Origin of the sequence: Streptomyces sp. NPDC090021, from assembly GCF_044748225.1 — a bacterium.
Lineage (GTDB): Bacteria > Actinomycetota > Actinomycetes > Streptomycetales > Streptomycetaceae > Streptomyces.
Window position 1 is genome coordinate 83,602 of sequence record NZ_JBIVFO010000005.1, and the last position, 15,525, is coordinate 99,126.

Genomic DNA, 15,525 nt, shown 5'->3' on the forward strand with positions numbered 1-15,525 from the left:
ACTTACTCCTCGTGCTCCCCGGCCGAGGGCTGCGTGCCCCCGGCTGCCTCGACGGCCTGTGCGGCGGCCGCCTCGGTCTCGTTCTCGTCGGCCTCGACCTCGTCAGCTTCCTGACCGGCCTCGGCGTTGCGGGCGATGCCGACCACGGCATCACGCTTGCCCAGGTTGATCAGCTGGACGCCCATGGTGTCACGGCCGGTCTCCCTGACTTCATTGACGCGCGTACGAATCACACCACCGCTGAGCGTGATGGCGAGAATCTCGTCCGTTTCGTCCACCACGAGCGCCCCGACGAGGGACCCGCGGTCCTCCACGATCTTCGCGGCCTTGATGCCCAGACCGCCACGACCCTGGACGCGGTACTCGTCGACCGCCGTCCGCTTGGCGTAGCCGCCGTCGGTCGCGGTGAAGACGAACGTACCGGGCCGGACCACGCTCATGGAGAGCAGTTCGTCCCCTTCTCGGAAACTCATGCCCTTCACGCCCGAGGTCGCGCGGCCCATCGGACGCAGCGCGTCGTCGGTCGCCGTGAAGCGGATCGACTGCGCCTTCTTGCTGATCAGCAGCAGGTCGTCCTCGGCGGACACCAGCTCGGCGCCGATCAGCTCGTCGGCGGAGCCGTCGGCCCCGTCGGCGCCGGTCTCCCGGAGGTTGATGGCGATGACACCGCCCGAACGGGGCGAGTCGTAGTCCTTGAGCGCCGTCTTCTTCACCAGGCCGCCCTTGGTGGCCAGGATCAGGTAGGGGGCCGCCTCGTAGTCGCGGATGGCGAGGATCTGCGCGATCTTCTCGTCCGGCTGGAAGGCCAGCAGGTTCGCCACGTGCTGCCCGCGCGCGTCCCGGCCGGCGTCCGGCAGCTCGTAGGCCTTGGACCGGTAGACCCGGCCCTTGTTCGTGAAGAACAGCAGCCAGTGGTGCGTGGTGGAGACGAAGAAGTGGTCGACCAGGTCGTCCTGCTTCAGCTTCGTCCCGCGCACGCCCTTGCCGCCGCGCTTCTGCGAGCGGTAGTCCTCGGTCTTGGTGCGCTTGACGTAACCGCCGTGCGTGATGGTGACGACGATGTCCTCTTCGGCGATCAGGTCCTCGATGGACATGTCACCGTCGAAGGGCACCAGCTTGGAGCGCCGGTCGTCGCCGAACTTCTCGACGAGCGCGGCCAGTTCCTCGCTGACGATGGAGCGCTGGCGGTCCTCGGAGGCCAGGATCGCGTTGTACTCGTTGATCCGGGCCTGCAGTTCGTCGTGCTCGGCGACGATCTTCTGCCGCTCCAGGGCGGCGAGGCGGCGCAGCTGCATCTCCAGGATCGCGTTCGCCTGGATCTCGTCGATCTCCAGCAGGCCCATCAGGCCCTCGCGCGCGATCTCGACCGTGTTGCTGCGCCGGATCAGCGCGATGACCTCGTCGATCGCGTCCAGGGCCTTGAGCAGACCACGCAGGATGTGGGCGCGCTCCTCGGCCTTGCGCAGGCGGAAGCGCGTACGCCGGACGATGACCTCGATCTGGTGCGTCACCCAGTGGCGGATGAAGGCGTCGATCGACAGGGTGCGCGGCACCCCGTCCACCAGCGCCAGCATGTTCGCGCCGAAGTTCGTCTGCAGATCGGTGTGCTTGTAGAGGTTGTTCAGCACGACCTTGGCGACGGCGTCGCGCTTGAGCACGATCACCAGGCGCTGGCCGGTCCGCGAGGAGGTCTCGTCGCGGACGTCCGCGATACCGCCGATCTTGCCGTCCTTGACCAGGTCGGCAATCTTCTGGGCGAGGTTGTCGGGGTTGGTCTGGTACGGGAGCTCCGTGACCACCAGGCACTGGCGGTTCTGGATCTCCTCGACCTCGACCACCGCGCGCATCGTGATGGAGCCGCGGCCGGTCCGGTACGCCTCCTCGATGCCCTTGCGGCCCACGACGAGCGCGCCGGTCGGGAAGTCCGGGCCCTTGATGCGCTCCAGGAGCGCGTCCTGGAGCTCCTCGTGCGTGGCGTTCGGGTGCTCCAGCGCCCACTGGGCACCGGCGGCGACCTCGCGCAGGTTGTGCGGCGGGATGTTGGTCGCCATACCGACCGCGATGCCGGCGCTGCCGTTGACCAGCAGGTTCGGGAAGCGCGCCGGGAGGACCGTCGGCTCCTGGTTGCGGCCGTCGTAGTTGTCCTGGAAGTCGACGGTCTCCTCGTCGATGTCCCGGAGCATCTCCATGGCCAGCGGCATCAGCTTGCACTCGGTGTAGCGCATGGCGGCCGCCGGGTCGTTGCCCGGGGAGCCGAAGTTGCCGTTGGAGTCCACCAGCGGCATGCGCATCGACCACGGCTGGGCCAGGCGGACCAGGGCGTCGTAGATGGAGCTGTCACCGTGCGGGTGGTAGGTGCCCATGACGTCGCCGACGACGCGGGCGCACTTGTAGAAGCCCTTCTCGGGCCGGTAGCCGCCGTCGTACATCGCGTACAGCACGCGACGGTGCACGGGCTTGAGGCCGTCCCGCACGTCGGGCAGTGCACGCGAGACGATGACGGACATCGCGTAGTCGAGGTAGGAGCGCTGCATCTCCGTCTCGAGCCCGACGGGCTCGATGCGCAGCTGCGGCTGCTCCTCCGCGGGATTCTCTGCGGTGGGGGTGGTTTCGTCGGCCATTGCTGGTCAGAAATCCTTTCAGGCGGCGGTCAGCGTCGGGCCGACTCAGATGTCGAGGAAGCGGACGTCCTTGGCGTTGCGCTGGATGAAGGAGCGCCGGGCCTCGACGTCCTCACCCATCAGCACCGAGAACAGGTCGTCGGCCTGCGCCGCGTCGTCGAGGGTGACCTGGCCGAGCACGCGGTGGTCCACGTCCATCGTGGTGACGCGCAGTTCCTCGGCGTTCATCTCGCCCAGACCCTTGAAGCGCTGGATCGAGTCTTCCTTGATGCGCTTGCCGTTCTGCTTGCCGATCTCGACCAGGGCGTCGCGCTCGCGGTCCGAGTACGCGTACTCGAAGTCGTCGCGACCCCACTTGATCTTGTAGAGCGGCGGACGCGAGAGGTACACGTGACCGGCCTCGACCAGCGGGCGCATGAAGCGGAAGAGGAAGGTCAGCAGCAGGGTGTTGATGTGCTGGCCGTCGACGTCGGCGTCGGCCATCAGGATGATCTTGTGATAGCGGAGCTTCTCGATGTCGAAGTCCTCGTGCACACCCGTGCCGAAGGCGCTGATCAGCGCCTGGACCTCGGTGTTCTGGAGGATCTTGTCGATCCGCGCCTTCTCGACGTTCAGGATCTTGCCGCGGATCGGCAGGATGGCCTGGTACATCGGGTTGCGGCCGGACTTCGCCGAACCGCCGGCGGAGTCACCCTCGACGATGAAGATCTCGCACTTGGTCGGGTCGTTCGACTGGCAGTCGGACAGCTTGCCCGGCAGCGAGGCGCTCTCCAGCAGACCCTTGCGGCGCGTCAGGTCACGGGCCTTGCGGGCCGCGACGCGCGCCGTGGCCGCCTGGATCGCCTTGCGGACGATGTCCGCGGCCTCGACCGGATTGCGGTCGAACCAGTCGTTGAGGTGCTCGTGGACGACCTTCTGCACGAAGGTCTTGGCCTCCGTGTTGCCGAGCTTGGTCTTCGTCTGGCCCTCGAACTGGGGCTCGCCCAGCTTGACCGAGATGATCGCCGTCAGACCCTCGCGGATGTCCTCGCCGGCGAGGTTGTCGTCCTTCTCGCGCAGCAGCTTCTTGTCGCGCGCGTAACGGTTCACCAGACCCGTCAGCGCCGCGCGGAAGCCCTCCTCGTGGGTACCGCCCTCGTGCGTGTGGATCGTGTTCGCGAAGGAGTAGACGCCCTCGGTGTACTGCGAGTTCCACTGCATCGCGATCTCGACCGAGAGCATGCGCTCCTTGTCCTCGGCCTCGACGTCGATGACGGTCGGGTGGATCAGCTCGCCCTTGCGCGAGTTGAGGTACTTCACGAAGTCGACGATGCCGCCCTCGTAGTAGTACTTCACCGTGCGCGCCTGGGGCTCGGCCGTGTCCGCGTCTGGGTCGTCGGCGCCCGCCGTCGCCTTCGCCGACTCCCGCTCGTCCGTCAGCGACAGGGTCAGGCCCTTGTTGAGGAAGGCCATCTCCTGGAAACGCCGCGACAGCGTCTCGAAGGAGTACTCGGTCGTCTCGAAGATGTCGCCGTCCGCCCAGAAGGTGACCGAGGTGCCGGTCTGCGCCGTCTCCTCGTTCTGGGCCAGCGGAGCCGTCGGCACACCCAGCTTGTAGTCCTGGGTCCAGCGGTGGCCGTCCGTCTTGACCTCGACCGCGACCTTGGTCGACAGGGCGTTCACGACGGACACGCCGACGCCGTGCAGACCGCCGGAGACGGCGTAACCGCCACCGCCGAACTTGCCGCCCGCGTGCAGGACCGTCAGGACGACCTCGACGGCCGGCTTCCCCTCGGACGGAACGATGCCGACCGGGATGCCGCGGCCGTTGTCGACCACGCGCACCCCGCCGTCGGCGAGGATCGTCACGTCGATGGTGTCCGCGTGCCCGGCCAGCGCCTCGTCGACCGAGTTGTCGACGACCTCGTAGACGAGGTGGTGCAGACCACGCTCACCCGTCGAGCCGATGTACATACCCGGCCGCTTGCGGACCGCGTCCAGGCCCTCAAGGACCTGGATCGCACTGGCGTCGTAATTCTTCTCGTTGGAGTCGCCGGAATCGGCCACGAAGCGCCCTTTCTGGCACAGCGCAGCCCGTACTCCGGACCAGCAAGTGCGCCGGCGGGAGCGGCCGCGTCGATCTGCGTTGTCTGCGTGATCCCGCGAACGGGCGGGATTTCCTCCAGTCTACCGGTACCACCGACATGAATGGGGGTTTGCCGGTACCTGAGTACGCATGTGCCGCCCTGAACCTCCACTCTCCGACTCCCCATATGCGGGAAGGGGCTCAAAGAGGCTCACACGGGCACCCAGCGCTTCGGCCTGTCAACCTCCGGCTACCGTGAGGGACGCCACCCGCCGGCGCGGGCCGGACAGCGGCCCACGGGCGCTACTCACCCGTAGGTGTCCCCGGGTCCGGTGCTCCCGGGAGCCCGCCAGGGCCCGTACCCCTTCGGCCGTCCGCCCGGGCCCTGCACCTTGATCAGGCGGACCGTGCCCTGCCCCAGATCCGCGTTCAGCCGCGCCACCAGCTGCGGGGCCAGCAGCTTCAGCTGCGCCGCCCACGCAGAGGAGTCGCACCTCACGACCAGCTCACGGTTCTCGTAGCGCTGCGGTTCACAGTGGGCCGCGATCTCGGGACCGACGATCTCCGGCCAGCGCTCCATCACGCCCGCCACCGCCATCGGCATCTCCCAGCCGCGCTCGGTGCGCAGCCGGTCCAGCGCCGCCATCAGCGGCATCGGGTCGCGGCCGTCCGCCCGGGCGCCCGACCGCAGCCCCGGCTGCTGCCGGCGCTTCCTGCCGCCCGCCGCGTCGCCCCGGGCCCGCGCCTGCTCCCGGGCCGCCGCCAGGGCCTGGCGGGCCAGGTCCACCCCGGAGGCCTCCGGTGCCCTGCGCGCCGGCTGCGGGTCCCTGCCGTGCTCGTTCACAACCGGGTCACCTCACCGCCGGACACCCCGTACCGGGCTCCCACCAGCACGCCGGGCACGTCGTCGTCCACGGCCGCCGTCACCAGCACCTGCTCGCCCGGCGCCACCAGCTCCGCCAGCCGCTCCCGGCGCCGCGCGTCCAGTTCCGCGAACACGTCGTCCAGGATCAGCACCGGCTCGCTGCCCTCGGAGCGCAGCAGCTCGTAGGAGGCCAGCCGCAGCGCCAGCGCGTACGACCAGGACTCGCCGTGGCTGGCGTACCCCTTGGCCGGCAGGTCCCCCAGCCGCAGGGCCACGTCGTCGCGGTGCGGGCCGACCAGGGTCACCCCACGCTCGATCTCCTGCCCCCGCACCTCGCCGAGCGCGGCCAGGAGCACCTCGTACAGGGCCTCGCGGGTGCGTGCCGCCCCGCTGTCCACCGGCTCGCCCGCCGAGCACTTGTACGCCAGTCCCAGCGGGCCGCCGCCGGGCGCGAGCTGCTCGTACGCCTTGTCGGCCAGCGGCAGCAGCGTCGCGATCAGGTCGAGGCGCTGGGCCAGCAGCTCCGCGCCCGCGCGGGCGAGGTGCTGGTCCCACACGTCCAGCGTGGACAGGTCCGCCCCCGAACTCCGTCCAGCGGCCCCCTGGCGCCCGCCGTGCCGGCGGGCCATCGCCGCGGACTTCAGCAGGGTGTTGCGCTGCTTGAGGACGCGCTCGTAGTCGGAGCGGACCCCGGCCATCCGCGGGGAGCGCGCGGTGACCAGCTCGTCGAGGAACTTGCGGCGCTCGCCCGGGTCGCCCTTGACCAGGGCCAGGTCCTCCGGGGCGAACAGCACCGTCCGTACGATCCCCAGCACGTCCCGCGGCCTGACCTGCGAGGACCGGTTGATCCGGGCGCGGTTGGCGCGGCCCGGATTCAGCTCCAGCTCGACCAGCTGCCGGCGCTCGCCCTGGGCCACGGCGGCACGGATGACTGCCCGGTCCGCGCCCATCCGTACGAGCGGTGCGTCCGAGGAGACGCGGTGGCTGCCCAGGGTCGCGAGGTAGCCGACCGCCTCGACGAGGTTGGTCTTGCCCTGGCCGTTGGGACCCACGAACGCGGTGACGCCCGGGTCGAGGGGAACCTCGGCCCGGGCGTACGAGCGGAAGTCGGCCAGTGAGAGATGCGAAACATGCATACGGCGCCGACCTCCCCCGGCTTCCCTTGCTCTCTAATGCTGCTGTGCTGCTGAGCTGCTACTTCTTCTCGACCGCGTGGCCGCCGAACTGGTTGCGCAGGGCCGCGATCATCTTCATCTGCGGGGAGTCGTCCTGCCGCGAGGCGAACCGCGCGAACAGCGACGCCGTGATCGCGGGCAGCGGTACGGCGTTGTCGATCGCCGCCTCCACCGTCCAGCGGCCCTCGCCCGAGTCCTGCGCGAAGCCGCGCAGCTTCTCCAGGTGCTCGTCCTCGTCGAGGGCGTTCACCGCCAGGTCCAGCAGCCAGGAGCGGATGACGGTGCCTTCCTGCCAGGAGCGGAAGACCTCGCGGACGTCGGTGACCGAGTCCACCTTCTCCAGGAGCTCCCAGCCCTCGGCGTAGGCCTGCATCATGGCGTACTCGATGCCGTTGTGGACCATCTTCGCGAAGTGGCCCGCGCCGACCTTGCCGGCGTGCACGGCGCCGAACTCGCCCTCGGGCTTGAGGGCGTCGAAGATCGGCTGGACGCGGGCGACGTGGTCCTTGGCACCGCCGTACATGAGCGCGTAGCCGTTCTCCAGGCCCCACACACCGCCGGAGACACCGCAGTCGACGAAGCCGATGCCCTTGGCCGCCAGCTCCTCGGCGTGCTTCTCGTCGTCCGTCCAGCGGGAGTTGCCGCCGTCGACGACGATGTCGCCGATCGAGAGCAGCTCGGCCAGCTCGTCGACGGTGGACTGCGTCGCCGCGCCGGCGGGGACCATCACCCACACGACGCGGGGGGCCTGCAGGCTGTCCACGAGTTCCCGCAGGCTGTGGACATCCGCGAGGTCCGGGTTGCGGTCGTATCCGATGACGGTGTGGCCTGCGCGGCGGATGCGCTCGCGCATGTTGCCGCCCATCTTGCCGAGACCGACGAGACCAAGCTCCATCAGGTGGTTCCTTAAGCGTTGTGGCCGTCTTTGCCGGGGCTGCCCCGGCCGTGTCCTCGCGGGACGCGCGGGGGCCGCCCACCGGATCCGAGCCTACGCCGGGCCGTGGCGACGGGCCCTGCGGGCGCTCCCGGGCGAGCGGTCCGGCTTTCCGGCTTTCCGGGTCTACCGGCGTCCTTCCCCAGCCTGTGGACGACGCAGGGCCCGGTCCGCAGCAGCGTGCGAGACCGGGCCCGGCGTCGACAGGCGGGACGTCAGCCGGACAGTCGCACCGGCATGATCAGGTACTTGTAGGCCTCGTCGGCCTCCGCGTCGATCGCCGGGCGGCCGCTGAGCAGCGCGGGCTTGGTCGACGTGGTGAAGCTGAGCTGGGCCACCGGGGAGGCGATCGCGCTCAGGCCGTCCAGCAGGAAGGTCGGGTTGAAGGCGATCGAGATGTCGTCGCCGTCGAGCTGGGCGTCGACCCTTTCCACAGCCTGTGCGTCGTCGGAGGATCCGGCCTCCAGGGTGAGCACGCCCTTCTCGAAGCTGAGGCGGACCGGGGTGTTGCGCTCGGCCACCAGGGCCACGCGCTTGACGGCCTCGACGAACGGGGCGGTCTCGATCACGGCGACGGAGTTGAACTCGGTCGGGAAGAGCGTCCGGTACTTGGGCAGGTCGCCCTCGAGCAGCCGGGTGGTGGTGCGGCGGCCGGCGCCCTCGAAACCGATCAGGCCCTCTCCCGCACCGGAGCCGGAGAGCGCCAGGGTGACGGTGTCGCCGCTGGTCAGCGAGTTGGCGATCTCCTGGAGGGTCTTGGCGGGCACCAGGGCCACGGCCGACGCGTCCGGGTTCTCCGGCTTCCACAGGAACTCGCGGACCGCGAAGCGGTAGCGGTCGGTGGAGGCCAGGGTGACGCGGTCGCCCTCGATCTCGATGCGGACACCCGTCAGCACCGGCAGCGTGTCGTCACGGCCGGCGGCGGTGGCGACCTGCTTGGCGGCGGAGGCGAAGACCTCGCCCGCCACGGTGCCGGTGGCGGTGGGCATCTGCGGCAGTGCCGGGTACTCCTCCACAGGAAGGGTGTGGAGTGTGAACCGCGAGGAGCCGCAGACCACGGTCGCCCGTACACCGTCTGTGGAAATCTCCACCGGGCGGTTGGGGAGGGCGCGGCAGATGTCGGCGAGCAGTCGGCCGGAGACCAGGACGGTGCCGTCCTCCTCGACGTCGGCCTCGACCGAGACGCGGGCCGAGACCTCGTAGTCGAAGCCGGAGAGGCTCAGGGTGCCTTCCTCGGCCTTGAGCAGCAGGCCCGCGAGAACGGGCACCGGCGGCCGGGCCGGGAGGCTGCGGGCCGCCCAGGCCACCGCCTCCGCGAGTACGTCGCGCTCCACCCGGATCTTCACCGGAACCGCCTCCTGCTGTTGCTCGCTCGTCTGCCGGCCTTCGTCGTCGGCTCGTCGATGCCTCGACCGATGCCGGGGACCAGTCTGACGTACGGCGCCGACACTCGGTGCGGCCGGAGGTCAAGTCGGGAGCGGAGCGGCGGGACGGGCGAGCGACGAGTTGTGCACAGGCCCCGCTTGAAAACCGAAACCGGGCTCACTCTCTATGGGGGTAGTAGTAGGGCCTGTGGAAACGGTGGATAACCCCGATGGCGCAGGTCAGAGTGCGTTTTTTATCCACCGGCCCTGTGGGTGACACCGGTGGACAACACGGTGTCCCTGTGGAGAACAAAAAGTTCTGCACAGGCTGTCCCCAGGTGACCCCGATTACTCCACAGGTGTGTCCCCAGCTTTCCCCCGGTACTCCACAGCCCAAACGTCTACATCCGTGTGACGCCTTTCACTCCGGGCGGTGAGAGGGGGTGGCGGGTTGCCGAACAGTGGACAAGGGTGTGGAGAAGTCCGCAGAACCTGTGCACAGCATGAGGGAACCTGTGGGGTGGCGGTGGACAACGGCGTGGGTGGGGCTGTGGACGAGATTTTTGTCCACAGGCTGTGGATGACGCTTGCGCACAAATCCACAGGGGCCTGACCAGGCCTGATGGGTCATCAACAGTCTCCCCTGTGGACAGATTGTGGGCGACGCGGGCAGTCCCCAGGGTGTGGACGGAAGAAAGTCCCCGAATCTGTGGATAAGTTGCTCCGCAGGGGGCGTATTCGAACAGGTCGGGGGCGCACGCACGAAGAAGGGCGCCCCCGTTGTGGACCGGGAGCGCCCTCTGAAGGTGTGTGAAAGGGGCCTGACGCGGCGCCGGTCCAGTCGGCCGGCGCCCGGGCTCAGCCGTTCTTGATGCGGTTGGTGAGCTCCGTGACCTGGTTGTAGATGGACCGCCGCTCGGCCATCAGAGCCCGGATCTTGCGGTCCGCGTGCATCACCGTGGTGTGGTCGCGGCCGCCGAACTGGGCCCCGATCTTCGGCAGCGACAGGTCCGTGAGCTCCCGGCACAGGTACATGGCGATCTGGCGGGCGGTGACCAGGACCCGGCTGCGCGAGGAGCCGCACAGGTCGTCCACGGTCAGGCCGAAGTAGTCCGCGGTGGCCGCCATGATGTCGCCGGCCGTGATCTCCGGGGCGCTGTCCTCGCCGCCCGGGATCAGGTTCTTGAGGACGTCCTCGGTGAGTCCCAGGTCGACCGGCTGCCGGTTGAGGCTCGCGAAGGCCGTGACCCGGATCAGCGCCCCCTCCAGCTCGCGGATGTTGCGCGAGATGCGGGAGGCGATGAACTCCAGCACCTCCGGAGGGGCGTTGAGCTGCTCCTGGACCGCCTTCTTGCGCAGGATCGCGATGCGGGTCTCCAGCTCGGGCGGCTGGACGTCCGTGATCAGGCCCCACTCGAAGCGGTTGCGGAGCCGGTCCTCAAGGGTGACGAGCTGCTTGGGCGGCCGGTCGGAGGAGAGGACGATCTGCTTGTTGGCGTTGTGGAGCGTGTTGAAGGTGTGGAAGAACTCCTCCTGCGTCGACTCCTTGCTCGCGAGGAACTGGATGTCGTCGACGAGCAGGATGTCCATCTCGCGGTAGCGCTTGCGGAAGGCGTCGCCCTTGCCGTCGCGGATCGAGTTGATGAACTCGTTCGTGAACTCCTCCGAGCTCACGTACCGCACGCGGGTGCCGGGGTAGAGGCTGCGCGCGTAGTGCCCGATGGCGTGCAGCAGGTGCGTCTTGCCGAGGCCCGACTCCCCATAGATGAAGAGGGGGTTGTAGGCCTTCGCCGGCGCCTCGGCGACGGCCACCGCGGCGGCGTGCGCGAAGCGGTTGGACGCACCGATGACGAAGGTGTCGAACAGGTACTTGGGGTTGAGCCGGGCGGTCGGCTCCAGCGGGCCCGAGGTGGAGCCGCCGGACGGGGCCGGGGGCGCGGCGGGCCGGCCGGGGGCCTGGCGCGGTGCGGGCTGCTCGTAGGACTGCTGCTCGTATGGATGGGCCTGGTGGGGCTGGTGCGGCTGTTGCTGCTCGTACGGTGCCTGCTCGTACTGCTTCTGGTCGTAGGAGCCCTGGTCGTAGGCGGACTGGTCGTACTGCTGCTGGTCGTAGCCCGAGGGCTCGGCCTGCTGGAGGTAGCCCGGCTGCGGGGAGGCGTAGGGGTCGCGCTCGGGGAAGCCGCCCAGGCGCGGCTGCTGCCAGCCGTAGTCGTCCTGCTGTCCGCCGCGGGGCCACGCGCCGGCCTCGGCGCGCGGCTGCTGGTAGTCCGGGTACGCGGGGCGGGCCGTGGGGAGCTGGTCGTCCGAAGGACCGCCGCCGCCCGGGCGCTGGCCGCCGTACGGTTCGTAGCCGCCGGGCTGCTGGGCGGGAGGCGTGGTGGGGGCGGGCTCGCCGGCGGAGTCGTCCACCGTGATGGCGATCCGGATGGGGCGGCCGCACTCCCGGCTGAGCGCGTCGCTGATCAGCGGGGCGAGGCGGCCTTCGAGGACGCGCTTGCCCCACTCGTTGGGGACGGCGAGCAGGGCGGTGTCGGCGACGAGTGCCAGGGGCTGGCACCGCTCGACCCACTGCTTGTCCTTGGGCTCGATACCCGGCTGACCCTCCCCGAGGAGCTTCTCGAGCACCCTTGGCCACACTGCGGCAAGATCGGCAGGTACGTCAGCCACAGAGCACGCTCTCTCACAGGGGTCCCACGAATGTGTGGTTCTTTGGGACGGTCGGGACAAAAAATCCGGGGTCAGACAACGGTAGTCAGGCCAGAGGCTGCGGTTCAAGTCGTTGTCCACAGCCTGTGCACAGTGCGGGGTCGGGCAGACTCGGTTTGACCGGATGGCGTAGCCGCGCGTACCGTAACGAGGTCGAGTTGTCGATGGCTGCTGCCGCCTGCCTACCGATGGGCGAAGGTCACTGATAGTGATCAATTAGCGGTGCCACTCGGGCGAACACGCGAGTTTCCTCGTGGGCGCACGGTGACAGCCAGGCGATGTCCCGCCACAACGATTCATTCTCTGGAGCCCCCGAGTGAGCAAGCGCACCTTCCAGCCGAACAACCGCCGTCGCGCCAAGACCCACGGCTTCCGCCTGCGGATGCGTACCCGTGCCGGTCGCGCGATCCTCGCGAACCGTCGTTCCAAGGGCCGCGCCGCCCTTTCCGCGTAACAACGCGCAGGTCGTGACGTCGTGCTGTCTCCCGAGAATCGGCTGAGGCGGCGCGAGGACTTCGCGAGCGCGGTACGCCGAGGACGTCGGGCCGGTCGCCCACTCCTCGTCGTCCACCTACGTACAAGCGGTGCAACGGACCCGCACGAGTCGGGGGAGATCGATCCCTCGTCGCGTGCGGGTTTCGTCGTCAGCAAGGCCGTCGGCAATGCCGTCGTACGGAACCGGGTGAAGCGCCGTCTTCGCCATCTGGTCCGCGATCGGCTGTCGCAGCTGCCCGCCGGTAGCCTGGTGGTGGTACGAGCGTTGCCCGGAGCGGGCGATGCCGGCCCCGACGAGTTGGCCCGGGACCTGGATGCCGCTCTGGTGCGGCTCCTGGGAGGCGTGGCTCGATGAAGTACCCGCTGCTCGCTTTGATCAAGCTGTACCAGTGGACGATCAGTCCGCTGCTCGGGCCGGTGTGCCGCTACTACCCGTCGTGTTCGCACTACGGGTACACGGCCATCGACCGGCATGGTGCGGTGAAGGGGACAGCACTGACCGCCTGGCGGATCCTGCGGTGCAATCCGTGGTCCCCGGGCGGCGTGGACCATGTCCCACCCCGTAAACGCCCGCGTTGGCACGAGCAGCTGCGCAGTGCGTTGCGTAGATCTCGCAATGCTCAAGGAGCCTGATTAGTGGACACGATCGCCGGTCTGTTCAGCTTTATCACCACACCCGTTTCCTGGATCATCGTCCAGTTCCACTCGCTGTACGGGGCGGTCTTCGGGCCGGACAGTGGATGGGCCTGGGGCCTTTCCATCGTGTCCCTGGTGGTCTTGATCCGTATCTGCCTGATCCCGCTCTTCGTGAAGCAGATCAAGGCGACGCGTGGCATGCAGGCGCTCCAGCCGAAGATGAAGGCGATCCAGGAGCGCTACAAGAACGACAAGCAGCGTCAGTCCGAAGAGATGATGAAGCTGTACAAGGAGACGGGTACCAACCCGCTCTCCTCGTGCCTTCCCATCCTGGCGCAGTCGCCGTTCTTCTTCGCGCTGTACCACGTGCTGGCGAACATCGCCGACGGCAAGACCATCGGCGTCCTGAACCAGCAGCTCGTCGACAGCGCCCGTGAGGCCAAGATCTTCGGCGCGCCGATCGCCGCCAAGTTCATGGACAGCTCCGAGAAGGTCGCCGCCCTCGGTGCCTCGCTGACGGACGTCCGGATCGTGACTGCAGTCATGATCGTCCTGATGTCGCTGTCGCAGTTCTACACCCAGCGTCAGCTGATGCAGAAGAACGTCGACCTGTCGGTCAAGACGCCCTTCATGCAGCAGCAGAAGATGCTGATGTACATCTTCCCGGTGATCTTCGCGGTCATGGGTATCAACTTCCCCGTCGGTGTCCTCGTCTACTGGCTGACCACCAACGTCTGGACCATGGGTCAGCAGATGTACGTGATCAACCAGAACCCGACGCCGGGCAGCAAGGCGCAGGAGCAGTACCTGACGCGGCTGCTCAAGCACGCCACCTCGCACGGTGAGGTCAAGGGCCGGGGCAAGAAGAAGGTCGTCGCTGTCATCGTGGCCAAGGGTCCGGACCGCAACGACATCGAGCGGAAGTTCATCACGTCCCTGTCCAAGCAGGGTCTGGCCGCTCAGGCGGACGGTTCCGTGATCAAGAGTTCCGAGGCCACGGCGGACTCGGATGCCGCGAGCGGCGGTGCCGCGAAGCGGCAGCAGCCGAAGCGGCAGACGAAGTCGCAGCGCCAGACGCCCAGCAAGTCCTCTCCCAAGAAGTAAGAAGGAGTCCCTCCCGTGACGGAAGGCACCACCACCGCCGCCGCTGAGAGTGGCGACACCCTGACCCGCCTTGAGCAGGAGGGTGAGATCGCGGCCGACTACCTCGAGGGTCTGCTGGACATCGCAGACCTGGACGGCGACATCGACATGGACGTCGAGGCCGACCGTGCCGCGGTGTCGATCGTCAGTGACTCCGCCAGCCGCGACCTGCAGAAGCTCGTGGGGCGCGACGGTGAGGTCCTGGAGGCCCTGCAGGAGCTGACCCGCCTGGCCGTCCACCGGGAGACCGGGGACCGCAGTCGGCTGATGCTCGACATCGCCGGGTTCCGTGCGAAGAAGCGCGAGGAACTGGCGGCCCTGGGCGCGAAGGCGGCGGCGGACGTGAAGGCATCCGGCGAGCCGCTGAAGCTGGAGCCGATGACCCCGTTCGAGCGGAAGGTCGTCCACGACGCCGTGGCGGCCGCCGGTCTGCGGAGCGAGTCCGAGGGCGAGGAGCCGCAGCGCTTCGTCGTTGTGCTCCCGGCCTGATCACCGGCATGAGTGTTCGGCCCCGTCTGTCTCGCAGGCGGGGCCGAAGTTTGTCAGCCTGGCATGTGAACGACGCGGCATCTTGAATACGTGGTCTGCAGGACCACGAGGTACGGAAGGACGGTCCCGTGACGGAGGCAGCTGAGCTTCCCGAGGCGCCCGAAGAGGCGCGCGCGGTGTTCGGAGAGTTTTTCCCGGAAGCTGTGCGGTATGCGGAGCTGCTCGCGGACGCGGGGGTCAAGCGCGGCCTGATCGGGCCGCGTGAGGTGCCGCGGCTGTGGGAGCGGCACCTGTTGAACTGCGCAGTGCTGTCGGAGGTGGTGCCCCAGGGCGTCACCGTGTGCGACGTGGGCTCCGGTGCGGGCCTGCCCGGTATCCCGCTCGCGCTGGTGCGACGGGATCTCAAGATCACGCTGCTTGAGCCGCTGCTCCGGCGGACGACCTTCCTCCAGGAGGCAGTGGAACTGCTCGGCCTCGACCATGTCACGGTGGTGCGGGGGCGGGCCGAGGAGGTCCTCGGCAAGCTGCAGCCGGTGCACGTGGTGACGGCGCGTGCGGTGGCTCCGCTGGACCGCCTGGCCGGCTGGGGCGTTCCCCTGCTGCGTCCGTACGGAGAGATGCTGGCGCTCAAGGGAGACACCGCCGAGGAGGAGTTGGTGTCGGCGAAGACGGCGCTGACGAAGCTGGGTGTGGTGAAGACCTCGGTGCTGCAGGTGGGCGAGGGTCTGGTGGACCCGCTGTCGACGGTGGTCCGGGTCGAGGTCGGAGAAAGCCCCGGTGGGGTGAGGTTCGCGGCCAAGCGGGCTAAGGCCGCCAGGGTCGGACGGTCTCGTCGCCGTCGTTGATTCGCTGGCTGTGTGGGGCCCATGCGGAGATTTCGCCTGCTTTGGGCCCTATAGGTATGCATTTCGGAGTGTCGTAGAGGCCTGAAGACTCCGTCCGGGCATCGTGTTTCACGTGAAACGTCGCTCTCTGCTGCACGGAATCATCAGCCGCGGTCGTGCGGCTGCGTCCCCCCTCCAGCGCAAGGAC

13 protein-coding genes are annotated in these 15,525 nt (G+C 68.6%); 6 read left to right on the forward strand and 7 right to left on the reverse strand.

The window, feature by feature from the left end:
• Positions 1 to 2: 2 nt before the first annotated feature.
• The 7 genes from gyrA to dnaA form a co-directional block, all read right to left on the reverse strand.
• Positions 3 to 2,621: a DNA gyrase subunit A gene (gene gyrA / locus ACIPXC_RS05150; RefSeq protein ID WP_401613665.1), complete on the reverse strand. Its 2,619-nt coding sequence runs from the start codon at positions 2,619 to 2,621 to the stop codon at positions 3 to 5.
• 45 nt (positions 2,622 to 2,666) lie between these two features.
• The gene (gene gyrB, locus ACIPXC_RS05155; RefSeq protein WP_401613872.1) at positions 2,667 to 4,688 is read right to left on the reverse strand and encodes a DNA topoisomerase (ATP-hydrolyzing) subunit B; all 2,022 of its coding nucleotides are present in this window, start codon (positions 4,686 to 4,688) and stop codon (positions 2,667 to 2,669) included.
• Positions 4,689 to 4,993: 305 nt separating this feature from the next.
• Positions 4,994 to 5,530 (reverse strand): DUF721 domain-containing protein, encoded by a 537-nt coding sequence (locus ACIPXC_RS05160; protein ID WP_401613667.1) that lies wholly within the window; start codon positions 5,528 to 5,530, stop codon positions 4,994 to 4,996.
• Positions 5,527 to 6,687: a DNA replication/repair protein RecF gene (gene recF, locus ACIPXC_RS05165; protein ID WP_401613669.1), complete on the reverse strand. Its 1,161-nt coding sequence runs from the start codon at positions 6,685 to 6,687 to the stop codon at positions 5,527 to 5,529. Before recF ends, ACIPXC_RS05160 begins: the two co-directional genes overlap by 4 nt.
• Before the next feature lie 58 nt (positions 6,688 to 6,745).
• Positions 6,746 to 7,621, reverse strand: coding sequence for a phosphogluconate dehydrogenase (NAD(+)-dependent, decarboxylating) (gene gnd, locus ACIPXC_RS05170; RefSeq protein ID WP_030956767.1), 876 nt, complete (start codon positions 7,619 to 7,621; stop codon positions 6,746 to 6,748).
• Between the two features lie 254 nt (positions 7,622 to 7,875).
• Complete coding sequence (dnaN, locus tag ACIPXC_RS05175; protein WP_401613671.1) at positions 7,876 to 9,006, reverse strand: DNA polymerase III subunit beta; 1,131 nt, start codon at positions 9,004 to 9,006, stop codon at positions 7,876 to 7,878.
• An 876-nt stretch (positions 9,007 to 9,882) separates the two neighbouring features.
• Positions 9,883 to 11,811, reverse strand: coding sequence for a chromosomal replication initiator protein DnaA (dnaA, locus tag ACIPXC_RS05180; RefSeq protein WP_401613673.1), 1,929 nt, complete (start codon positions 11,809 to 11,811; stop codon positions 9,883 to 9,885).
• A 235-nt stretch (positions 11,812 to 12,046) separates the two neighbouring features.
• Between dnaA and rpmH the strand changes: the two genes are divergently transcribed.
• The 6 genes from rpmH (at position 12,047) to rsmG (ending at position 15,338) form a co-directional block, all read left to right on the forward strand.
• Positions 12,047 to 12,184, forward strand: a complete 138-nt coding sequence (gene rpmH, locus ACIPXC_RS05185) for a 50S ribosomal protein L34 (RefSeq protein WP_018547628.1) — start codon at positions 12,047 to 12,049, stop codon at positions 12,182 to 12,184.
• A 21-nt stretch (positions 12,185 to 12,205) separates the two neighbouring features.
• Entirely contained in the window at positions 12,206 to 12,580 is a 375-nt protein-coding gene (rnpA, locus tag ACIPXC_RS05190) for a ribonuclease P protein component (protein ID WP_401613676.1), read from the forward strand.
• Complete coding sequence (gene yidD, locus ACIPXC_RS05195) at positions 12,577 to 12,858, forward strand: membrane protein insertion efficiency factor YidD (protein WP_076043740.1); 282 nt, start codon at positions 12,577 to 12,579, stop codon at positions 12,856 to 12,858. Before rnpA ends, yidD begins: the two co-directional genes overlap by 4 nt.
• 3 nt (positions 12,859 to 12,861) lie before the next feature.
• A complete protein-coding gene (yidC, locus tag ACIPXC_RS05200) occupies positions 12,862 to 13,965 on the forward strand; it encodes a membrane protein insertase YidC (protein ID WP_401613678.1) in 1,104 nt (367 codons plus the stop codon).
• A 15-nt stretch (positions 13,966 to 13,980) separates the two neighbouring features.
• Entirely contained in the window at positions 13,981 to 14,493 is a 513-nt protein-coding gene (locus tag ACIPXC_RS05205) for a protein jag (RefSeq protein ID WP_401613680.1), read from the forward strand.
• A gap of 128 nt (positions 14,494 to 14,621) precedes the next feature.
• The gene (gene rsmG, locus ACIPXC_RS05210) at positions 14,622 to 15,338 is read left to right on the forward strand and encodes a 16S rRNA (guanine(527)-N(7))-methyltransferase RsmG (RefSeq protein ID WP_030817076.1); all 717 of its coding nucleotides are present in this window, start codon (positions 14,622 to 14,624) and stop codon (positions 15,336 to 15,338) included.
• Positions 15,339 to 15,525 lie beyond the last annotated feature (187 nt).